The sequence below is a fragment of the Sphaerisporangium rubeum genome, assembly GCF_014207705.1.
Classification (GTDB): Bacteria; Actinomycetota; Actinomycetes; order Streptosporangiales; family Streptosporangiaceae; genus Sphaerisporangium; species Sphaerisporangium rubeum.
In genome coordinates, this window is sequence record NZ_JACHIU010000001.1 from 3,185,004 (window position 1) to 3,207,085 (window position 22,082).

Consider the following 22,082-nt stretch of genomic DNA (forward strand, 5'->3'; position numbering starts at 1 on the left):
TCCACGGCGGCGTCGTCAGACGCGGGTCCACTTCTGGTTGTTGCCGCCGTTGCAGCTCCAGATGTGCACCTTGGAGCCGTTGGCCGTGGCGGCTCCGCTGACGTCGAGGCACTTGTTCGCGCCGACGGCGGTGATGCTGCCGTCGGAGTTGAAGCGCCACTTCTGGTTGTTCTGGCCGTTGCAGTCCCAGATGATGACGGAGCTGCCGTCGGCGGTGCCGGCGCCGTTCACGTCGAGGCACCTGTTGTTGACGCGCAGCTCACCGGAGCTGGTGGCGGTGAAGCGCTGGTTGTTACCGCCGTTGCAGTCCCAGATCTGCGCCGTCGCGCCGTTGCTCTGCGCGTTGCCGGTGATGTCCAGGCAGCGGCCCGAGCCGGTGCCCCGGAGCGCGCTCGTCGACGGCGGGTTGCCGGTGGGGGTCACCGTGGGGGTGGCCGTCGGGGTCGCGGTCGGGGTGGGGTTGGAGCCGCCGAACTGCGTGAAGAAGTTCCACACGACCTGCCTGGTCCAGGAGTTCTCGCCGGGCTCGAAGTCGCCGGGCCTGCCGTCCACGGGGTTCGGCGTGTGTCCCTGGTCGAACGCGGCCCACGCGACCGGGTAACCGGCGCGGCAGCCCGAGTAGTAGGTGACGACGTGCGACAGGCTGCCGGACGCGGGCTCCGGCGGGTTCTGCGCGGTGCAGCCGTTGTTCCTGACGAACCGGTCACGCAGCGACCGGCCGGTGGAGATGTTGAGCACCGGGTCCCGCAGGCCGTGCAGGCCGATGTACGCGATCGGGTCGTTGCCGCCGCTGCAGCCGCTCAGCTGGCCGCCGGAGTAGACCGCCACCGCGCGGAAGACCGAGGCCCTGGAGCAGGCGAGTGAGTAGCTCATGCCGCCGCCGTAGCTGAAGCCCATGGCGAAACGCTGCGCGGTGTCGACGCAGAGGTCCGCCTCGATCCGCCGGATCATGTCGTCGACGAACGTGATGTCCTCGCCGCCGGAGTTGGCCCAGCCGTTGTTGAAGCCCTGCGGCGCGACGAAAATGGCGCTGTTGTTGGATATCGCTCTGGTCCCGTAGTAGGACCACACGTATCCGCTGGTGCCGCCGGAGTCGACGTCGTTCATGGTGCCGCCGTTCCAGTGGAATCCGAAGATCAACCGGTACGGCGTGTTGTTGTTGTAGTTGTCGGGGATCCGCAGGATGAAACTGCGGTTCTTCCCGCTGGTCGTGATCGACTGCGTGCCGCTTCTCAGCGTCGGGGCCTTGCCGCATCCGGCGGTCGGCGCGAGAGCGGCCGACTTGGCGGCCGGCCGTGCCGTGCTGCTGCCAAGCGCCGACGGCGCCATGGCGAGGACGAGCAGCGCCGTTGTCGCGAGAGCGGTGAGGAGGGGTCTGTGCCTCGACATCACGCGAATTCCTTTGCTCTTTGCATGCTGAAACACGGGGACGAGATAGCCGTTCAGCTCCACGCTCTCCGAGGAACGGGACGCGCGCGCCGCCGGTTTACCGGGCTGTGGATCTCCCTGATATCCGGCCGGTGCGAGGGGGGTTTTCTCACGACCTTTTCAACGCTGGATCGCGTGTTTCTCCCGGACGGTGGAGTATGGCGTGTTAGCGCTCACTATGTGCCGCCTGAATCGATGTCTCCTTTCTGCGGAGGCGGCGGTGCGAGGTGCAGCGGAGCAAATATGACTGTCATGAGACCTGTCAAGGCCGGCCGGTTCCGGTGTCCCGGCCGTCCCTGTGCCGTGCTCCGCCGCTCCCCGTCTCTGGCCTGGGGAAGGTGCCGCGATGACCGCCGGTGCCGCGGATGAAAATTTCACCCGCGACACCGGTGATCGGCCGCCGGGGGACTCCTGTGCCGGTCGCTTGACGTAAGACGTCATACGAGTTACGTTCACACATCACCGGCCGCGAGGAGACCCCCGGGACGGCCGGCTCAGCGGTAGCCGGCGGCGATGATCTCGGCCTGGACGGCGTTCTCGGTGGCGTCGCTCGGGTAGCCGGCGACCATGGCGCCTTCGTAGAAGGTGCCGGCGCTGAGGTTCGCGCCGCCGTCGGGCTTGCAGCAGTCACCGCCACTGCCGAGGATGATGGCCCCCTGCTTCTTCATCGGGCTGTAGCCGTTGGGAAGCGCGCCGTCGTACAGCGTGTACAGGGTGCCGGACTGCGCGTTGCTGCCCTTGATGGCGAAGCGCGACGTGCCGTTGTTCTTGAGCGTCGCGGTGACGAACTTGTGGGGGAAGCCACGCTGGTTGGGGTTCCACGACTGGCTGCCGCCGGGGAACAGGCCCCACTCCAGGTCGGCCTGGACCCATGGGCCCGAGCCCTGGCAGCCGCCGAACCAGCACTGGGTGCTGAAGTTGATGGCGTCCATGGCGCCGGCGGCGTCGGCCTTCCGCGTGGTCTCGCTGTTGCCGTAGTCGAAGCAGCAGCCGTTGTTCACGTGGGTGCCGCTCGTCACCATGTACATGCCCTCAGGCGCGCTGCCGGTGGGGACGCCGGTCAGGTGGCCGTCCCGCCAGTAGCTGTTGCCGGGGTTGATGTACAGCGAGTACGCCTTGTTGCCGCCGACGGTCAGCGACTCGGTCGTCGCGGTCGCCGGCCTGCTCTGCGGGGAACCCGGGACCACGCTGGACCCCTGGTACCACAGGTCGTTGCCGCGTCCGGACTGGTCGTACACGACCGTGATGACACAGGTCGTGCCGGCGCAGAACGAGTCCTGGGCCGCGGCGTTGGCGACACCTCCCGCGGTCAGGACGGCGATGTTCCTCGTGGTGTTGTCGGAGGAACGCCTGACCTGGTACAGGTTGCCGTTGTAGGCGTTGTAGAGCGCGCGCGTCGTGCTGTGCGCCGCCACGCACGCCGTGCCGCCTGCGGCGTAGATGTCGCACGGCCGCGAGCCGGGAGGCGGCGGGGACGGCGTCACCGTCGGCGTGGGGGTCGGGCTGGGCTGGGTCCCGCCGGTGGTCCACTTCTGGTTGTTCTGGCCGTTGCAGGACCAGATCTGCACCCTGGAGCCGTTGGCGGTGCCGTTGCCGGAGACGTCGAGGCACTTGTTCGCGCCGACGGCGGTGATGCTGCCGTCGGAGTTGAAGCGCCACTTCTGGTTGTTCTGGCCGTTGCAGTCCCAGATGATCACGGCGCTGCCGTCGGCGGTGGCGTTGTTGCTGACGTCGAGGCACTTGTTGCCGTAGACCCGCAGCTCACTGGCGGTCGTCGTCGTCCACTGCTGGTTGGCCTGGCCGTTGCAGGTCCAGATCAGTGTCGTCGCGCCGTTGGCCTGGGAGGCCCCGTTGACGTCCAGGCACCGGCCTGAGGCGACGCCGACCAGCGGGGTCGTCGCGGCCGAGGCCGGCGCCGACCAGGTCAGGCCGGTGGCGAGGACGGTCGCCGCCGCGGCGGCGATCGACGCGAGGACGGCCGTCCGGCGGCGCCACCCGCGCGCCGCACGGCTCCGTCGTGGAACGGAGGAAGGCTGCATTGTTCGTACTCCTCGGAGGGAGAGCGAGGCGGAGACGGCCTCGTCTGGGGGCCGCGGTCACCTCGCCGGGGACGGAGATGGTGCCGTCATCGCAGAGACGGCCGCCGCGGTCACCTCCCACCGCGAGAGCCGCTTCGCGGCCGGTCGGCACCATCGGTGCGAATCGATTCGCCTGCGGTCTCGATGTGGTGCAGGACAGCGGTTCACGGCGAAGCACATATGAACGGCGGACCACGTGTCAAGATTCGCGATCGCCGGCTCAGCGCCGCGGGACCCCGGCCGCCTCTCTCATCGGCGACGCGCCACGACCGCCGGGACTCCTGCCGATGAAACGTTCACCCGCCACGCGGGCCATGCCGCGTCCGATGCAGTCGAATCGGTTCGCACGCGCGGACGGAGATTCAGGGGGACGAGGAGAAGAGCAGCTGCTGGATCTCCCTGCGGTAGTCGTCGAGGGTGTTGTCGATGTGCGTCGCCGCGGCCTGCGCGGCGGCCTCCGGCTCACCCGCGCGGATGGCCTGGTAGATGGCGTCGTGCTCCTCCACGGCCTTGGCGGCGTGTCCCCCGACCGACCCGCGCATGCCGATGAGGCTCGACTGCGCCTGCAACCTGCGGGCCTCGCGCACCGCGATCTGCAGGAACATGTTGTGCGACGCCGTGGCGATGGCGGTGTGGAAGGTGTCGTCACCGGAGTTGAACAGGTCCTCCTGGCCGGACTCGAAGCCGTGCCGGCACACCCCGGCCGCCTCCTCGATGGCCCGCAGCTCGGCGGGGGTGGCCCGCCGAGCGGCCAGCCGGCTGGTCTCCATCTCCTGGGCCCGGCGGAACTCGAACAACATGTAGATGTGGTCCAGGTCGGTCGGCAGGAAGAACGAGGCCCAGCGACCGGTGCCGAGCATCCCCTCGTCGTCGGCCACGTACAGGCCGCGGCCCTTCTGCGCGCGCACCCGGCCGAGCGCGGAGAGGATCTTCACCGCCTCCCGCACCACGGTGCGGCTGGTGCCGAGCTGCCTGGCCAGCTCGTTCTCGGTCGGCATGCGGTCACCCGGACGCAGGCGCAGCCGGACGATCAACTCCAGTACCTGCTCGGCGGCGACCTCGTAGCCGGGCCGGTATCCGCTCTCGCGTGAGGTGTCGGTCACGTGCATCCTCCTTGCCGTTCCCCTGCACAAGTATGACCGCTCAGCGGCCGTCTTCCCGAGATGGACCTGCGGCGACGTATCAGTACGACACATCTGAACGGTTCACCGGAGCGCGGCCCGCGCGACTCCAGCGTTGGGACGGACATTCCCGCTGGTGGACGACGAGTGGCGATTAACGACGGCCGGCACCGGCATGTGCGAAGCACGAAATAAGTGGGCTTAAGGTCTTGACGGGTACCGGTGATCCGAACGTAATTGGTACCGAGGTCTCAGAGGGCGAGCTCCTTCGGGAACCTCCGCGGCCGGAGCAGTGGGGCGGTCCCTGTCCGGCTGCGGGCTCCACCTCACCGAAGGCGACCTGCCTGAGGGGCGTGACCTGACCACACTCCTACCCTCCAAGGAATCACCGTGCGTTCATTCTCGTCCGTCACGGCGCTGAGACCGGTCCTGACCGGCCTTTTCGCCGCGGCGCTGGCCGCGGCGTACGCTCTCGCCGTCCCGGCAGGCGCGGCACTCGCCGCCACCACGACCCTGTACGCCGCACCCTCGGGGACCGGCACCGCCTGCACCTCCGCGCAGCCGTGCTCACTGACCTCCGCGCAGACGGCGGTGCGTTCCCTGAACGGCGCCATGTCCGGGGACATCGTCGTCGAGCTGGCCGACGGGGTGTACCGGCTGTCGGCGCCGCTGCGGTTCACCGCCGCCGACTCCGGCAACAACGGCTACACCGTCAAGTGGCAGGCCGCCGCCGGGGCGCGACCCGTCATCAGCGGCGCGCGGGCCGTGACCGGCTGGACGCAGGTCGACTCCGGCAAGAACATCTGGCGTGCCAACGTCGGCACCGGCCTCGACACACGCCAGCTCTACGTCAACGGCGCCATCGCGACACGCGCGCGCACGCAGGTCAACCGGGCCGACTTCACCGCGAGCAGCACCGGCATGCGGTTCACCAACGGCGCGCTGAACTACCTGAACAACCTGGCGAACCAGAACCGGGTCGAGATGGAGAGCGTGAACTCGTTCACCGACCGGTACTCACCCGTGCAGAGCATCAGCGGCGGCATGATCACGATGCAGCAGCCGGCGTGGAACAACAACAACTTCGGCTACGACACCTTCACCCAGCCGCACCGGGCCGGGCCGATGTACCTGGCCAACGCCTACGAGTTCCTCGACGCGCCGGGTGAGTGGTACCTCAACACCGCCAACGGCCAGCTCAACTACATCCCGCTCTCCGGCCAGAACATGAGCAATGTCTCCGTCGAGCTGCCGGTGCTGCAGTCGCTGGTGAACCTCGGCGGGACCTACGACGCGCCGGCGCACCACATCACGTTCGGCGGGATCACCTTCACCGGCACCACCTGGCTCGGCCCGAGCGGCAACCAGGGCTTCGTCGACCAGCAGACCGGCTCCTACATGACGGGGAACTGGAACTGGCCGGGCTTCACCACCTGCCACAACGGCTGCACGCAGTTCGAGGCCACGAGGCCCAACTGGAACCAGATGCCGGCCGCGGTGCAGGTGTCGGCGGCCAACAACGTCACCTTCACCGACTCCCAGTTCACCAACCTCGGCCAGACGGCCATCGGCATCGGCAACGACGCCAACGCGCACGCCAGCGGCGTGGGCCTCGGGGCGAGCAACATCACGGTGACCCGGTCGGAGATCGCGCGCAACTCGGCCGGAGGCATCGTGGCCGGCGGCGTGCGCGCCGACGCGCACCACCCCGGCGACCAGCGGATGGTGAACCGCAACATCAACGTCACCAACAACCGCATCCACGACCTCGGCATCGAGTACCGGGGCATCGTCTCGGTGCTCACCACGTACGTCACCACCACCGACGTGTCGCACAACGAGGTCTACAACCTGCCCTACACCGGTATGTCCATCGGGTACGGCTGGGGTGCCAACGACGCCGGCGGCAACAACAACTACGCCAACCGTGGCCTGTACAACTACCAGCCGCGGTACACCACGGCGACGACCGCGTCCGGCAACCAGCTCGTCGGCAACTACGTCCACGACGTCATGCAGCAGATGAACGACGGCGGCTGCATCTACACCCTGTCGGCGAACCCCAACGGCCAGATCAGGAACAACTACTGCCTGCGGACCAACGGGTACTACGGCGTCTACTTCGACGAGGGGTCCCGGTACTACTCGGTCACCGGCAACGTGTTCTCCAGCACCGGCACCTGGGCCACCGCCAACTACTGGGGCGGCGAGAACATGGGGAACTGGACCGTCACCGGCAACTGGTCGACCAACGGCAGCACCAACGTCACCAACGGCGACCGCGGCAATGTCGTCAACAACAACACCACGGTGAGCAACGGCAACTGGCCGTCGGGTGCGCAGGCCGTGATGGCGGCCGCCGGGCCGAACGGCACGACACCCTCTCCCTCCCCGTCGGCCACGCCGTCGTCGCCGCAGGACGGCACGAGCGCGATCCGGGGGGTCGGTTCGGGCCGCTGCCTGGACATCACCGGCTCGGCGCAGAGCAACGGCGCGACGGCGCAGATCTGGGACTGCAACGGCCAGGCCAACCAGCGCTTCACCGCCACGAGCTCCGGTGAGCTGCGCGTCAACAACAGGTGCCTCGACGTGAACGGCGCCGGCACCGCCGACGGCAGCTCCGTCATCATCTGGGACTGCAACGGCCAGAACAACCAGAAGTGGCGCTTCAACTCCGACGGCAGCATCACCGCCGTCGGCGCGAACAAGTGCCTGGACGTCTCCGGCAACGGCACCGCCAACGGCTCCAAGGTCCACATCTGGACCTGCCACGGCGGCAGCAACCAGAAGTGGACCCGCGTCTGACGGCACCTTCACCGCCTTGCCCCGGGACGGGATCCCCGTCCCGGGGCAAGGCGGCTCGCGGTGGCCGCCGCGGGACGGCGGCGGTGCTCATGCGGTCGCGGCCCATCGACGACGGCCCGAGCAGGAGCTGGCCGTCCGCGGGTCCGGACACTCATGAAAGTTTCAGCCTCATCAGGCGATGGCCTCGGGAAACATCGGGTCTAATCGCCTCGATATTGAACCGGCGCACGATGTGCGCCACGATCTACCGTGCGCACACTGGGATTTCCCCGGAAGACCGAAAAGTTGACGCGGGAAGTATCCGATGTGTGGGTGTTCGATCAACTGGATAAGCATGCTTGACAGTGATGTTGAGTAGACCTATTTTCGTCCCCGAATCGATTCGACCAGGGTCATATCGCAGGCCCGGCCGCGCCACGGGACATCCGCTGGGGGGCACCGGACCGCCGGTCCGGTGGCGGCGGCGTGCTCACCGGCGACCGGCCCGGTGAACCGCATGCGGGGCCCCGCACCACCTTGTTAGGAGAGCCCCGTGCATGACTCTTCTCGCGCCTCGGCGCCGAGAACCCTCGCGGCCGGTCCGGCCGCCCGGCCCGCCGGGTGGGCCGCGTGCTGAAGATGGCCGGCATCGGCAAGAGCTTTCTCGGCGTACGGGTCCTCGGCGGTGTCGACCTCGAGGTGGCGGCCGGTGAGGTCCACGCGGTGGTGGGGGAGAACGGCGCGGGGAAGTCGACGCTGATGAAGATCCTCGCCGGGGTGCACATCCCCGACGAGGGAACGATCGAGATCGACGGCGAGAGCGTCGCGTTCAAGCACCCCATCGAGGCGCGGCGGGCCGGGGTGTCGATCATCTACCAGGAGCTCACCCTGCTGCCGGAGCGCACGGTGGCGGAGAACGTCTTCCTCGGCAGGGAGCCCGTCCGGCGGGGGCTGGTCGACAGGAAGGCCATGGAGTCGGCGACGGCCGAGCTGCTGAGCTCGCTCGGCGAGGAGTCGTTCGGGCCGCGCGACCTCGTGCGCAACCTCTCCGTCGCGCGGCAGCAGGTCGTCGAGATCGCCAAGGCGCTGTCGCTGAACGCGCGGATCGTGGTGATGGACGAGCCGACCGCCGCGCTCGCCGGTCACGAGGTGGAGCTGCTGTACACGCTGGTGCGCCGTCTGACCGCGCGCGGCATCGCGGTCCTGTACATCTCGCACCGGCTCCCCGAGGTCTTCGAACTGGCCGACTGGATCACCGTGCTCAAGGACGGCGCCAGGGTCACCACCGCGCCGGCGTCGAGCCTGGACACCGCGGGCCTGGTCCGCCTGATGGTCGGCAGGGAACTGGACTCCTACTACCCGCCGCGCTCGGCGGAACCGCCGGGTGAGGTGCTGCTGAGCGTGCGCGGCGGCGGCAACGCCAGGCTGCACGACATCGACCTGGAGCTGCGCGCGGGGGAGATCGTCGGCGTGGCGGGCCTGCAGGGCTCGGGCCGTACCGAGCTGGCCAAGGCGCTGTTCGGCGCCGAGCCCTTCACCACCGGCGCGATGACGCCGCGCCGTCCCCGTTCGGTACGCCAGGGCATCGCCGCGGGGATCGGCCTCGTCACCGAGGACCGCAAGGCGGAGGGACTGCTGCTCAACCAGCGGGTGCGCGACAACGCGCTGCTCGTCGCGCGCGCCACCGGCCGGCGTCCCCCCGCGATCGAGAAGCTGCTCGAACGGGTGCGGCTCTCGCCGCCGCGACCGGCCCAGGAGGTACGGCTGCTGTCCGGCGGCAACCAGCAGAAGGTCGTGCTGGCCAAGTGGATGACCGTCGCGCCGCGGGTCCTGCTGTTCGACGAGCCCACGCGGGGTGTCGACGTCGGCGCCAAGGCCGCCGTCCACGACCTGATGCGCGAGCTGGCCCGCGACGGCATGGCCATCTTGATGATCTCCTCCGAGCTTCCCGAGCTGATCGGCATGAGCGACCGCGTCGTGGTCCTGCGGGACGGCCGCATCGCCGGGGAACTGCCCCCCGGGTCCACCGAGGAGGCCGTGATGCGCCTGGCGGCCGCGTCATGACCGAGCAACTGAAACTCAGGACCGTCCCGGCCGGGGACACGTTCTGGCGGCGCCTGTCCGCCGACCGGCCCGCGCGTCCGGTCTACGTGGCCCTGGCCCTGCTCGTCGTGCTCGGCTGGCTGCTGTTCTCCCTCGACGGGGTGCAGTTCCTCAGCCAGGAGAACATCGTCGGCATCCAGCAGCGGTCGGCGGCCCTCGGCATCGTCGCGGTCGGCCAGACACTGGTGATCCTCGCCGGGAGCCTCGACCTGTCGGTGGCCTACCTGATCAGCCTGACGTCGCTGGTGGCGGCCGAGATCATGGCGGGCTCCGGCGCGAACGTGCCGGTCGCGATCGCCGCGGTGCTCGCCGTGAGCGCGCTCGCGGGCCTGGTCAACGGCCTGATCGTCACCCGGCTCCGGGTGCACGCCTTCATCGCCACCCTCGGCGTCGCGCTGATCCTCCGAGGGGTGCTCGACCAGATGTACGACGGGCCGGCCGGCAGCGTGCCGGAGTCCTTCCAGCATCTCGGGTACGACCGCATCGGGCCGGTGCCGGTGTCGGCGCTGCTGCTCGTGGCGGTGGCCGTGGCGGCGGCGATCCTGCTCGGCCGGACCCGGCTCGGGTACCGCATCTACGCGGTCGGCGGGGACGCCGAGGTCGCGCGCCTGTCGGGGGTGCGCACCGGACGGGTCGTGGTCGCCGCGCACGTGCTGTGCTCGCTGTGCGCCGGGATCGCCGGGCTGCTGCTCGCGTCCCGGCTCGGCGCGGGTGCGCCGACGGTGGGGACCGACGGCGGGTACGACCTGGAGTCGATCGCCGCGGTCGTGCTCGGCGGCACCGCGCTGGCCGGCGGCCGCGGCGGGGTCGCGGGGACCGTCGGCGGTGTGCTGGTCCTCGCGGTGCTCGACAGCATCTTCAACCAGCTCGAGGTGAACTCCTTCGCCAAGGACGTCGTGCGTGGCGTGGTCCTGGTCGCGGCGCTGGCCATCTACGCGAGGCGGAAGTCATGAGACGCTCGCTGCCGATCTTCGTGGTGCTGGCCCTGCTGCTGGCCGCGATCGCGTTCGTCAACCCGTACTTCCTCGAACCGCCGGCCTTCCTCGCCTTCGTCAAGCGGGCCGCGCCACTGGTGATCCTCGCGGCGGGACAGTACTTCGTCATCGTGTCCGGCGAGTTCGACCTGTCGGTCGGTTCCCTCGTCACCGCCGAGGTGGTGATCGCGGCCCGGCTCATCGACGGCTCCGCGGAGGCGACCTGGCCCGTCCTCGGCCTGCTGATCGTCGTCGGTGTGCTCGTCGGCCTGGTCAACGGGGTCGTCACCACGCTGCTGCGCGTCCCGTCGTTCATCACGACCCTCGGGACGCTGCTGATCCTGTCCGGCGCGATCTTCCTGTGGACGGGTGGCGCTCCTCGTGGAGCCCTGTCGGAGGAGTTCCGCGCGCTCGGCCGGGGAAGCCTCGGCCCGGTGCCGTGGTCGGTTCTGATTCTTCTCGCGGTGGCGGCGGCGGCCGTGTACGCGATGCGCTCCCGTTTCGGTCACACGCTGATCGCGACCGGCGACAACGACAGGGCCGCGGCGCTGTCGGGTGTCCGCGTCGCGCGTGTGCGCACGGCGGCGTTCATGATCTCCGGGCTGTCCGCGGCGGTCGCCGCGATCCTGCTCGGTGGCTTCGCAGGGGTGTCGGCACAGGTCGGCCAGGGACTGGAGTTCCAGGCCATCACCGCCGTCGTGCTCGGCGGCGTGGTGCTCGGGGGCGGCCGCGGCTCCGTGGTCGCCGCGATGGCGGGTGCCCTCACCCTGGAGGCGTTGTTCACCCTTCTCAACCTCTACGGCGTCTCGGGGGCGCTGGAACCCGCCGTGCAGGGAGTGATCATCATCGCCGCGGTGGCGCTGGGGGCCCTGAACCTCCCGCGCCGCAGAGCCGCGGCCGTTTCGTGAGAAAAGGAAGAAGCATGCGTGCATATCCGCGGCGGGTCCTCGCCGTCGCCGCGCTGTCGGCGCTGACGTTGTCGGCGGCCGCCTGCACCAGCGACAAGCCCTCGCCGTCCGCCTCGTCCTCCGCCGCCGCGCCGTCCGACGCCGGCGCGGCCAAGGACAAGGGCACGGGGGAGCAGTCGAAGTTCTTCGTGCAGGCCGACTACGACGCGCAGATGGCCATGCGCAAGGCACAGCCGGAGGGCCCGGAGGGCAAGCCGTGGGAGCAGACCATCGACGCGCAGATGGTCGACACCGCCAAGTACAAGAAGGACGGGCCGTACAACCTGTGCTTCTCCAACGCCGCGGTCGACAACCCCTGGCGGCAGGTCGGCTGGAAGACCATGCAGGCCGAGGCCGGCCTGCACAAGGAGATCGCGCGCCTCACGGCCCTGGACGCCGAGGGCAAGGACGACAAGCAGATCTCCGACATCGCCGAGCTGCAGGGCAAGAACTGTGACGTCCTGATCGTCTCGCCGAACACCACCGCGACGCTCACCCCCGCGGTGGCGGGTGCCTGTCCCAAGGTGCCGGTCATCGTGTTCGACCGCGGTGTGCAGACCGACTGCCCCGTCACCTTCATCAAGCCGATCGGCGGCTACGCCTTCGGCGCCGAGGCGGCCGAGTTCCTCATCCAGAAGGTGCCGTCCGGCGGCAAGATCCTCGCGCTGCGCATCCTGCCGGGTGTGGACGTGCTGGAGACCCGGTGGTCGGCGGCGAAGGTCGCCTTCGACCAGAGCGGCCTCGACGTGGTCGGCGTGGAGTTCACCGACGGCGACGCCGCCAAGACCAAGAGCATCGTCAGCGACTACATCCAGCGCCACGGCAAGATCGACGGCGTCTGGATGGACGCCGGCGCGACCGCCGTCGCGGCCGTCGAGGCGTTCGAGGACGCGGGCCAGCCCGTGCCGCCGATCAACGGCGAGGACCAGCAGGACTTCCTGAAGAAGTGGAGCGACGCCAAACTCACCGCGATCGCCCCCACCTATCCGACGTACCAGTGGCGCACCCCGATCATCGCCGCACTCAAGATCCTCAAGGGGGAGCAGGTGCCGAAGGTCTGGAACCTCCCGCAGCCGACGATCACCCAGGAGAACCTCCCCACCTACCTCAAGCCGGGCATGCCGCCGCTGCACTACGCGCTGTGCGGGTGCGAGGACATGCCGGGCTACCCGGAGAAGTGGGGCGGCACGTCGTGATCGGCGTCAACACCTGGGTCTGGGTCTCGCCGCTCACCGACGGGACCCTGGCCCGCCTCGCGCCGCGGATCGCCGGCTGGGGGTTCGACGTGATCGAGCTGCCGATCGAGCGGCCCGGTGACTGGGACCCCGCCAAGGCGGCGGCCCTGCTGCGCGAGCTCGGGCTCGGCGCGTCGGTGGTGCTCACCATGCCGCCGGGCCGCGAGCTCGTCGGCGCCTCGCCGCCGGTGGTCCAGGAGACCCAGGACTACCTGCGGCACTGCGTGGACGTCGCGGTGACCGTCGGCGCGCCGGCGGTCTGCGGCCCCGCGTACTCCTCGGTCGGCCGGACCTGGCGCCTGAGCCCCGGCGAGCGGCGCGCGGTGTACGCCGAACTCGGGGCCGGCCTGAAACCCGTGCTGGAGTACGCCGCCGAGCGCGGCGTCCGGATCGGGGTCGAACCGCTCAACCGCTACGAGACCAGCGTCATCAACACCGTCGAGCAGGCACTCGAAGCGCTCCCGGAGGAATGCGGGCTCGCGCTCGACACCTACCACATGAACATCGAGGAGAAGGACCCCCTGGCGGCCGTCCGGCTGGCGGGGGACCGGATCGCGCACATCCAGGTGTGCGGCACCGACCGCGGCGCACCGGGCAGCGACCACTTCGACTGGCCCGGCTTCGCCGCCGCCGTACGCGACGTGGACTACCGCGGCCCGCTCGTCATCGAGTCCTTCACCGCCGACAACAAGACCATCGCCACCGCGGCGTCCATCTGGCGTCCCCTCGCCGCGAGCCAGGACGCGCTCGCAACGGAAGGACTCGCGTTTCTCAGAACCCTAGAAGACGTGACCGCCCGCCCGTCCTGAGCCGAGCCGGCTCATCGCCAACTCCCCCCGTCCCCAGGAGAACCCTCCATGCGAAGACCACGTTTGCTCCTCGCCTTGGTAGCGGCCTTGACAGGGCTGCTCGTCTCCGCGGCGCCACCACTGGCGAACGCGGCGGCCCCGGCCTTCAAGGTGCTGCTGTTCAGCAAGACCGCGAGTGGTGCCTACCGGCACGACTCCATCGCCGCCGGTATCGCGATGTTCCAGCAGATGGCGACGGACAACAACTTCACGCTCGACCGCAGCGAGGACTCCTCGGTGTTCACGTCCTCGGCGATGAACACCTACGACGCGGTCATCATGTTCCAGACCAGCGGCATGGTGTGGGACAACGACGCGCAGCGTCAGGCGTTCCAGTCGTACGTGCGCAGCGGCCGCGGCGTCGTCGCGATCCACAACGCCACCGACATGAACATCGAGTCCTCGTTCCCCTGGTGGGACCAGGTCGTGCTGGCCGGCGCGCACATGACCGCGCACTCGGCCACCGTGCAGGGCACCGCCAAGGTGGCCGACAAGGTGCACCCCTCCACCCGTGGCCTGCCTGACCGGTGGACGCGGACCGAGGAGTGGTACAACTTCGACAAGAACATGCGCGGCTCGGTGCACGTGCTGGTGACCGCCGACGAGACCACCTACGACGCCGGCGGCAGCAAGATGGGTGTCGACCACCCGATCTCGTGGTGCCACAACCCCGAGGGGGCCCGCGTGTGGGCCACCGCGATGGGCCACAACGCGTCGTCGTACTCCGAGGCGCTGTTCAAGCAGCACCTGCTCGGCGGCGTGCAGTGGGCCGCGGGTGCGGCGGCCGGCGAGTGCGGCGGCACCATCCAGGCCCGCTACCAGCGCGTCACGCTCGACGGCTCACCTGACCAGCCGATGGAGCTCGACGTCGCCGCGGACGGCAGGGTCTTCTACATCTCCCGCTCCGGCAAGGTCAACATGATCCCCGTCGGCGGCGGCACCCGCGTCATCGGCACCCTGTCGGTGTACGACGGCGGCGAGGACGGCGGCATCGGCATCGCGCTCGATCCGAACTTCTCCACCAACGGCTGGATCTACCTCAACTACTCGCCGTCCAACGGCGGTGAGGTCAACCGTGTCTCGCGGTTCACGTTCAACGGCTCCACACTGGACCTGTCCAGCGAGAAGAAGATCATCGAGGTCCCGGCGTACCGCAACGTCGACGAGCCCGGCCACACCGGCGGCTACCTGGCGTTCGGCCCGAACGGCAACCTGTACATCGGCCCCGGTGACGACACCAACCCCAACGGGTCGAGCGGCTACGCGCCGATCGACGAGCGGTCGGGCCGTGAGCACTACGACGCGCAGCGGTCCGCGGCCAACACCAACGACCTGCGCGGCAAGATCCTGCGCATCCACCCGGAGTCGGACGGCACCTACACCATCCCGTCCGGCAACATGTTCGCGCCGGGTACCGCGAAGACGCGGCCGGAGATCTACGCGATGGGCTTCCGCAACCCGTTCCGCTTCTCGGTGGACAAGGTCACCGGCTGGATCTCGGTGGGTGACTACGGCCCCGACGCCGGCAGCGCCAACAGCAGCCGCGGCCCCGAGGGCACCGTGGAGTGGAACCTCATCAAGCAGCCCGGCTTCTACGGCTGGCCGTACTGCGTCGGCAACAACATCCCGTTCAACGACTTCAACTTCGCCACCAACCAGTCGGGGTCGAAGTTCAACTGCTCGGCGGCGGTGAACAACTCACCGAACAACACCGGCCTCACCACCCTTCCGGCGGCGGTGCCCGCGACCATCTGGTACAACTACCACCAGTCGGCGGAGTTCCCCGAGATCAACTGCTGTGGCGGCGCCGGCCCGATGGGTGGCCCGTTCTACCGCTACGACGCGGCCAGCACCTCCGACCGCAAGTTCCCCGAGTACTACAGCGGCAACCCGTTCCTCTACGAGTGGAGCAGGAACTTCGTCAAGGAGCTCCGCCTCGACTCCAGCGGCAACCTGCTGAAGATCAACCCGTTCGTGGCGCCGATCGCTCCGCACGCGCCGATCGACATGAAGTTCGGCCCGGACGGCGCGCTGTACATGGCCGACTGGGGCAACGGCTTCGGCCACTCCAACACCGACGACAGCATCTACCGCATCGACTACGTCGCCGGTAACCGCGCACCCGTCGCCAAGGCGAGCGCCAGCCCCGACTCGGGGAGCGCGCCGCTCACGGTGGCGTTCTCGTCGGCCGGTTCGTCCGACCCCGACGGTGACGCCATCACCTACTCGTGGGACTTCGGCGACGGCACGTCGTCCACGTCGGCGAACCCGTCGAAGACCTACACCACCAACGGCACCTACACCGTCAGGCTGACGGTGCGGGACTCGACCGGAAAGACCGGCAGCATCACGTTGAGCGTCGTCGTCGGCAACAGCCGGCCGAAGGTGACCTTCCAGTCGCCGCCGGACGGCGGGTTCATCAACTTCGGTGACTCGGTGGCCTACACCGTGAACGTCACCGACCCCGAGGACGGCACGATCGACTGCTCCAAGGTCAACGTGACCACCGCTCTCGGTCACGACACCCACGCGCACGACACCGGCAAGTACACCGGGTGCACGGGGACGCTGGCCACCACCCTCTCGGGACACGACGAGGGCTCCAACGTCTACTACGCACTGCTCGCCGACTACACCGACCGCAGCGGCCTGCAGGGTGACACCGGCATCACGCTGCAGCCCAAGCACAAGCAGGCCGAGCACTACACCGGCTCCTCCGGGATCCGGGTCGTGGACGAGACCGGCGCCGAAGGCGGCCGGCGTGTCGGCGACATCTCCAACAACGACTGGCTCTCCTTCACGCCGGTCAACCTGACGGGGATCGACTCGGTGTCGTTCCGCGTCTCGTCGGCCTCCGCCACCGGAGGTTCCATCGAGCTGCGGGCCGACTCGCCGACCGGCACGCTGATCGCGTCCAGTTCCGTGCCGTCGACCGGCGGATGGAACAACTACGTGTCCCTGCCGGCGGCGACGGTCACCAACCCCGGCGGCACGCGCAACCTGTACGTGGTGTTCAAGGCTCCGACGGCGAACGCCTACGACCTCGACTCCATCACCTTCAACGGCCGAGGCGTCGCCACCGGTGGCAACCCCACCCCGACCCCGACCCCGACGCCGACCCCGACGCCGACTCCCACGCCGACCCCGACGCCGGGTGGCACGAGCCAGCTGCGCGGTGTGGCGTCCAACCGGTGTCTCGATGTGAACGGCGCGTCGCAGAACAACGGCGCCGCGGTGATCATCTGGGACTGCAACTCCGGCAACAACCAGAAGTGGACGTCGACGGCGGCCACCGAACTGCGGGTCTACGGCAACAAGTGTCTCGACGTGAACGGCGCGGGCACGGCCGACGGCACCGCGGTGATCATCTGGGACTGCAACGGCCAGAACAACCAGAAGTGGCGCCTGAACTCCGACGGCAGCATCACCGCCGTCGGCGCGAACAAGTGCCTGGACGTGGGTGCCACCGCCAACGGCACCACGGCCCGCATCTGGACCTGCAACGGCGGCAACAACCAGAAGTGGACCCGGATCTGACGATCCGGACATGACGCCCCGCCCCGGGGCCGGCCCGCATGCTCCCGCGGACCGGCTCCGGGGCGGCGGTCCTTCCGGAGCCTTCGACGACCCGGCCGTGTTCAGTCGAGTTTGTCGATGAAGGTCTTGAGCTGCCGGACGTTGCGGCACTCGTAGACGCCGTCGCAGTGCCGCGCGTAGGCGCTCATCACCGAGTCGCCGCTGTCCCAGGCCGCACGGGGCTCGGGGTTGAGCCAGTACACGTGGCCGGCCCGCTGGTGGATGAGCCGCAGGGACTCAGCACGCGGCGCGTGGTAATTGGTGCGCGCGTCGCCGAGGACCAGCACGGTGCTGCTCGGGGTGAGCCCGGCACCCCAGCGGTTCCAGAAGGTCTGGAAGGTGTTGCCGTAGTCGGAGCGGCCGTCGAGCCAGACGCCTGCCGCGGCGGCGTTGATCTCGGCCGCCGCGTCGGCGATGTGGGACGTGCGGCTGAACACCTCGGTGACCTCGTCGACGCCGTCGACGAAGACGAAGCTGCGCACCGCGGCGAACTCCGAGCGCAGCGCGTCGACGAGCTGCAGGGTGAACGTGGCGAACGACGACACCGAACCGGAGATGTCGGCCACGACGAGCAACTGGGGCTTGGACACGTGCGGACGCCGGAACACCGGCTCGGCGGGGACGCCGCCGGTCGACATCGACCGCCGCACCGTCCTGCGGAAGTCCAGCGCGCCGCGCCGGTTGTGCTCGCGTCTGCGGGCCAGGCGGCTCGCCAGTTTGCGCGCGAGCGGCCGTACGGTGGCGCGCACCGCCTCCAGTTCCCCCCGGCCCGCGGTGAGGAAGTCCACGTCGTCCGGCAGGGGGGTGCGCAGCGTGCGGGCCACCGCGCCGGCGCCGCGGTCGGCGACCAGCCGTAGGCGGATCTGCGCCTCCACCTCCGCTCTCAGCCGGTCGAGCAGCTCCTCGGCCCGCTCCGCGGCGATCCGCCGGCCGAGCTCGTCGTGCGCCTGGTCCTCAGCCGTGTCCTCCTCCGGCAGCAGGCCCGCGAGGACGGCGTCCTGGTCGAGGGCCCGCATCGTGCGGAACAGGTAATAGGTGCCGGCGACCGGCTGGCCGGGGACGATGCGCGCGTGCCGGTCGACGAGGACACCCGCGCCGAACCGTACGGTCGTCATGTCCTGCGCACGCAGCGCCTCGATCAGCACCTGCCGCATCGCGTCGTCGTCGAGGTCGGCGAGGCGCGGCGGCGGGCTCACGGGGCCGGCGTCCTCGGCGTCCGGCGCCGGCGGCGCGAAGAACAGGTCGAACACGGTCTCGAAGGCGTGCTCGTGCTCGTGCTTCTTGACCAGTGTGGCGCGCAGCGCGGACTTGACCTCGCCGCGCTCGGCGAGCGCCACGTGGCGCAGCGCGCGGACGGCGTCGATCTGCTCCGACACCGACACCGGCACACCGATCGTCCGCAGCTCCCTGACCAGGCCTTCGACGGCCGTCAGCACGGTCCCACCGTGAGGCTCGTCATGCCGGGATCACCCCGAGCTCGCGCGCGGCCAGCACGATGTCCGGCTGGTGCTTGAGCAGGACGTGCAGGTGCGCGCCGACCGACTCGGCGCCGGCCGAGGTCGCGCCGAGCAGGACCAGCGTGCGGGCCCAGTCCAGGGTCTCGGAGACCGACGGCCGCTTCTTCAGGTCGAGCGCGCGCAGCGAGCGGACCACCTCGGCGACCCCCGTCGCGAGCTCCTCGCCGATCCCGGGGACCCGCGCGAGGACGATGTCCCGCTCACGCTCCACCGCCGGGTAGTCGATGTGCAGGTACAGGCAGCGCCGCTTCAGCGCCTCCGACAGCTCACGCGAGTCGTTGGAGGTCAGGAACACCTGCGGCGTGCCGCGCGCGGCGACGGTGCCGAGCTCGGGGATGGAAACCTGGAAGTCGGAGAGCACTTCGAGCAGCAGCGCCTCGGTCTCGACGTCGAGCCGGTCGACCTCGTCGATGAGCAGCACCACCGGGTCCTCGGCGCGGATGGCCTCGAGCAGCGGCCGGGTGAGCAGGAACCCCTCGCTGAAGATGTCGTTCTCCAGGTCGTCCCAGCCGGCGCCGTCCCGCGACGCCTGGATCCGCAGCAGTTGCTTGCGGTAGTCCCATTCGTACAGCGCCTTGGCCTCGTCCAGCCCCTGGTAGCACTGGAGCCTGATGAGGCGCGCACCGGTCGCGCGCGCGACCGACTTGGCCAGCTCGGTCTTGCCGGTGCCGGCGGGGCCCTCCACCAGGATCGGCTTGCCGAGCCGCTCGGCGAGGAACACGGTGCCCGAGATCTTCTGGTCCGCGAGGTATCCGGTGTCCCGCAGCCGCCGGGAGACCTCCGCCGCGGACTCGAAGCGGCTCGTCGCATGCGTCTCTACCACCAGTGGCCACCTTCTCCGTGCGTAGGACACCAGAAATATTAGATAGGAAAACAACTATCAAAGTAAGAGTGGCCGGGTCAACGGCACGGCGCGGCCGGGTGCGCGCGGCCGGGGGAGCATTGACCCCTCATGACTGTGTAGATAGTTTTAGAATTGTCTAATCACATGAGGTGAAGGAAGGCACAGTGAGGGAGCTCAGATGGATCTCGACCTGACGGCGGACCAGAAGCTCTTCCGCACCACCAGCAAGAAGTTCCTGGACACGGAGACCCCGCTGACCAGGGTGCGGGAGCTGTCCGAGAGCGCGGAGGGGTTCGACCGCGACTGGTGGAGCAGAGGCGCGGAGCTCGGATGGGCCGCGATGCTCGTCCCCGAGGAGCTCGGCGGCGGCAGCGTCTCGGGGGAGGGCCTCGCCGACCTCGCCATCGTGGCCGAGGAGATGGGACGCATGGTGACCCCCGGCCCGCTGATCGCCACCAACGTCGTCATCGCCGGCCTGGTGGCCGCGCGGGAGACCGGCGGTCCCGGCCACAGCGCCGACATCGAGCGCCTGGCGGCGGGGGAGGCCGTCGCGACCTGGGCCGTCTACGAGCCCGGCACGCAGTGGCGGCCCGGCCGGCCCGGCGTCACCGCCAGGGCCGGCGGCGACGGCTACGTGCTCGACGGCGTCAAGGACCGGGTGGAGGCGGCCGGCCAGGCCGACCTTCTCCTGGTGACCGCCGGCACCGAGGACGGGCCGCTGCAGTTCCTCGTCGAGACCACCGCGCCGGGGGTCACCGTCACGCCGTCCGACGGCCTCGACCTCGTCCGCAGGTTCGGTCAGGTGCGTCTCGACGGGGTGACGGCCGGCCGCGACGCCGTGGTCGGCACGCCGCGGAGCACGCCGGAGATCCTTGAGCGGCAGCTCCAGGTGGCCCTGGTGCTCCAGTGCGCCGAGACCTGCGGCGCCATCGACCGCGTCTTCGAGTTCACCGTGCAGTGGGCCTTCGACCGCTACTCCTTCGGCCGTCCGCTGGCCTCCTACCAGGCGCTCAAGCACCGGTTCGCCGACATGCGCACCTGGCTCGAGGCGTGCCATGCCACCACAGGAGCCGCGGCCCGCGCCGTGCAGGCCGGCGCCGCCGACGCCGCCGAGCTGGTCAGCGTGGCCAAGGCGTACGTCGGCGCGCGCGCGACCGAGATCGTGCAGGACTGCGTGCAGCTGCACGGCGGCATCGGCGTGACCTGGGAGCACGACCTGCATCTGTACCTGCGCAGGGTGACCGTGAACCGCGCGCTGTACGGCACGCCGGACGACCACCGGCGCCGGATCGCCGACCTCCTCGAAGTCTGACCGGGAGAACGAGATGGGTGACATGGAAGACGTCGAATCGTTCCGCCTGCGGGCCCGCGCGTGGCTCAAGGAGAACATGCCCCGCGTGCCGGAGCGGCACGGCCCGCCGGAGAGCGGTGACGACGACCAGGAGTGGCTGCGGGCCCGCGAGCTGCAGAAGATGCTGTACGCCGGGGGGTTCGCCGGGATCTGCTTCCCCGCCGAGTACGGCGGCCTCGGCCTGACCCCCGCGCACCAGCGCGCCTTCACCGAGGAGTCGCGCGGCTACGAGATGCCGCTGCTGCTCAACGTCCCGACGTTCTCGATCTGCGCGCCGACCATCCTCGACATGGGAAGCGAGCAGCAGAAACGGGACCGCGTCTCGGCGGCCGTCAGAGGCGACGAGGTGCTCGTGCAGTTCCTCAGCGAGCCGAGAGGCGGCTCCGACCTGGCCGGAGTGATCACCCGGGCCACCAGGGACGGCGACGTGTGGGTGCTGAACGGCGCCAAGACCTGGAGCACCAGCGCCTACGCGGCGGACTACGCGCTGTGCCTGGCCCGCACCGACTGGGACGCACCCAAGCACCGTGGACTGACCATGTTCCTGGTCAAGGTGCACCAGCCGGGGATCACGCTGCGCCGCATCAAGATGGTGAACGGCTCCACCGAGTTCTGCGAGGAGTTCTTCGACGACGTGATCCTCCCCGCCGACTCGGTGGTCGGCGAGGTGAACGGCGGCTGGGCCGTCGCGTCCCGGCAGCTCGTCCACGAGCGCACCGCCGTCGGCGGCGGCTCGCCGTACGTCAGCGGGGAGGGCAGGGCCAACCTGCACGGTCCCGAGTACGACTTCGCCGACCTGGCCCGCCGCACGGGGCAGACCGGCGACGTCGCGGTCCGCGAGCTGATCGGCGAGGCGCGCATGATGCGCCGCGTGCAGGAGCAGCTCATCGACCGGGTGATGTCCGGGCTGAACAGCGGTCAGCTGCCGCCGCCGGCGGCGTCGATCATCCGGCTGTTCCACGCGGAGACCGACTGGAAGAACGCCGACATCGGGGTGCGCATCGGCGGGGCCGACGTGGCGGCGGGTGCCTTCGGCGACCATGGGGGGCTGGACTACGGCCACTATTACCTGTCGCGGCAGGGGGCCAGCCTCGGTGGCGGCAGCACCGAGATGTCGCGGAACATCATCAGCGAACGCATCCTCGGGATGCCGAGAGAGTACGCCGCCGACCGCGACGTGCCGTTCAACCAGGTCTCCCAGGGCCGCACCTGAACGACCCGCACGACGAGGGCGGGCCGGCCGGCCCGCCCTCGTCCATATGTACCTCTGTGCACC

At 69.7% G+C, this 22,082-nt stretch carries 14 protein-coding genes; 9 read left to right on the forward strand and 5 right to left on the reverse strand.

The window, feature by feature from the left end:
* Positions 1-15: 15 nt before the first annotated feature.
* The 3 genes from BJ992_RS13710 to BJ992_RS13720 all read right to left on the reverse strand — a co-directional run bounded on the left by BJ992_RS13710 (position 16) and on the right by BJ992_RS13720 (position 4,609).
* Complete coding sequence (locus tag BJ992_RS13710; protein ID WP_184980984.1) at positions 16-1,389, reverse strand: lectin; 1,374 nt, start codon at positions 1,387-1,389, stop codon at positions 16-18.
* Between the two features lie 533 nt (positions 1,390-1,922).
* A complete protein-coding gene (locus BJ992_RS13715; RefSeq protein ID WP_184980986.1) occupies positions 1,923-3,467 on the reverse strand; it encodes an arabinofuranosidase catalytic domain-containing protein in 1,545 nt (514 codons plus the stop codon).
* Between the two features lie 401 nt (positions 3,468-3,868).
* Entirely contained in the window at positions 3,869-4,609 is a 741-nt protein-coding gene (locus BJ992_RS13720; RefSeq protein WP_221474802.1) for an FCD domain-containing protein, read from the reverse strand.
* A gap of 408 nt (positions 4,610-5,017) precedes the next feature.
* On the opposite strand from BJ992_RS13720, the gene BJ992_RS34265 reads away from it, so the two are divergent.
* From BJ992_RS34265 to BJ992_RS13755, 7 genes are all read left to right on the forward strand, one after another.
* Positions 5,018-7,432 carry a lectin gene (locus BJ992_RS34265; protein WP_343072646.1) on the forward strand — a complete coding sequence of 805 codons (2,415 nt, stop codon included), beginning with the start codon at positions 5,018-5,020 and terminating at the stop codon, positions 7,430-7,432.
* 618 nt (positions 7,433-8,050) lie between these two features.
* Positions 8,051-9,475 carry a sugar ABC transporter ATP-binding protein gene (locus BJ992_RS13730; protein ID WP_221475429.1) on the forward strand — a complete coding sequence of 475 codons (1,425 nt, stop codon included), beginning with the start codon at positions 8,051-8,053 and terminating at the stop codon, positions 9,473-9,475.
* On the forward strand, positions 9,472-10,467 hold the full coding sequence (locus tag BJ992_RS13735; protein ID WP_184980991.1) for an ABC transporter permease: 996 nt from the start codon (positions 9,472-9,474) through the stop codon (positions 10,465-10,467). Before BJ992_RS13730 ends, BJ992_RS13735 begins: the two co-directional genes overlap by 4 nt.
* Positions 10,464-11,396, forward strand: a complete 933-nt coding sequence (locus BJ992_RS13740; RefSeq protein ID WP_184980993.1) for an ABC transporter permease — start codon at positions 10,464-10,466, stop codon at positions 11,394-11,396. The genes BJ992_RS13735 and BJ992_RS13740 overlap by 4 nt, the downstream gene beginning before the upstream one ends.
* 14 nt (positions 11,397-11,410) lie before the next feature.
* A complete protein-coding gene (locus BJ992_RS13745; protein WP_184980995.1) occupies positions 11,411-12,631 on the forward strand; it encodes a substrate-binding domain-containing protein in 1,221 nt (406 codons plus the stop codon).
* Positions 12,613-13,479, forward strand: coding sequence for a sugar phosphate isomerase/epimerase family protein (locus BJ992_RS13750; protein WP_343072647.1), 867 nt, complete (start codon positions 12,613-12,615; stop codon positions 13,477-13,479). Before BJ992_RS13745 ends, BJ992_RS13750 begins: the two co-directional genes overlap by 19 nt.
* Before the next feature lie 48 nt (positions 13,480-13,527).
* Positions 13,528-17,055 (forward strand): ThuA domain-containing protein, encoded by a 3,528-nt coding sequence (locus BJ992_RS13755; protein WP_184980997.1) that lies wholly within the window; start codon positions 13,528-13,530, stop codon positions 17,053-17,055.
* Between the two features lie 101 nt (positions 17,056-17,156).
* Here BJ992_RS13755 and BJ992_RS13760 read toward each other — a convergent pair whose 3' ends face one another.
* A complete protein-coding gene (locus tag BJ992_RS13760) occupies positions 17,157-18,530 on the reverse strand; it encodes a VWA domain-containing protein (RefSeq protein WP_184980999.1) in 1,374 nt (457 codons plus the stop codon).
* Positions 18,531-18,549: 19 nt separating this feature from the next.
* Positions 18,550-19,434, reverse strand: coding sequence for an AAA family ATPase (locus BJ992_RS13765; protein WP_343072648.1), 885 nt, complete (start codon positions 19,432-19,434; stop codon positions 18,550-18,552).
* Positions 19,435-19,633: 199 nt separating this feature from the next.
* Here BJ992_RS13765 and BJ992_RS13770 point away from each other — a divergent pair, with 199 nt between their 5' ends.
* Together BJ992_RS13770 and BJ992_RS13775 are read left to right on the forward strand one after the other, a co-directional pair.
* Positions 19,634-20,767, forward strand: coding sequence for an acyl-CoA dehydrogenase family protein (locus tag BJ992_RS13770; protein ID WP_184981001.1), 1,134 nt, complete (start codon positions 19,634-19,636; stop codon positions 20,765-20,767).
* Between the two features lie 13 nt (positions 20,768-20,780).
* Positions 20,781-22,019: an acyl-CoA dehydrogenase family protein gene (locus BJ992_RS13775; protein WP_184981003.1), complete on the forward strand. Its 1,239-nt coding sequence runs from the start codon at positions 20,781-20,783 to the stop codon at positions 22,017-22,019.
* Positions 22,020-22,082: the final 63 nt, after the last annotated feature.

Bases quoted from the DNA above. Each gene is read 5' to 3' on its own strand.
- BJ992_RS13715 (WP_184980986.1), bottom strand. From the start codon at position 3,467: ATGCAGCCTTCCTCCGTTCCACGACGGAGCCGTGCGGCGCGCGGGTGG.
- BJ992_RS13755 (WP_184980997.1), top strand. From the start codon at position 13,528: ATGCGAAGACCACGTTTGCTCCTCGCCTTGGTAGCGGCCTTGACAGGG.
- BJ992_RS13740 (WP_184980993.1), top strand. From the start codon at position 10,464: ATGAGACGCTCGCTGCCGATCTTCGTGGTGCTGGCCCTGCTGCTGGCC.
- BJ992_RS13735 (WP_184980991.1), top strand. From the start codon at position 9,472: ATGACCGAGCAACTGAAACTCAGGACCGTCCCGGCCGGGGACACGTTC.
- BJ992_RS13770 (WP_184981001.1), top strand. From the start codon at position 19,634: ATGGATCTCGACCTGACGGCGGACCAGAAGCTCTTCCGCACCACCAGC.
- BJ992_RS13710 (WP_184980984.1), bottom strand. From the start codon at position 1,389: ATGTCGAGGCACAGACCCCTCCTCACCGCTCTCGCGACAACGGCGCTG.
- BJ992_RS13775 (WP_184981003.1), top strand. From the start codon at position 20,781: ATGGGTGACATGGAAGACGTCGAATCGTTCCGCCTGCGGGCCCGCGCG.
- BJ992_RS13730 (WP_221475429.1), top strand. From the start codon at position 8,051: ATGGCCGGCATCGGCAAGAGCTTTCTCGGCGTACGGGTCCTCGGCGGT.
- BJ992_RS13745 (WP_184980995.1), top strand. From the start codon at position 11,411: ATGCGTGCATATCCGCGGCGGGTCCTCGCCGTCGCCGCGCTGTCGGCG.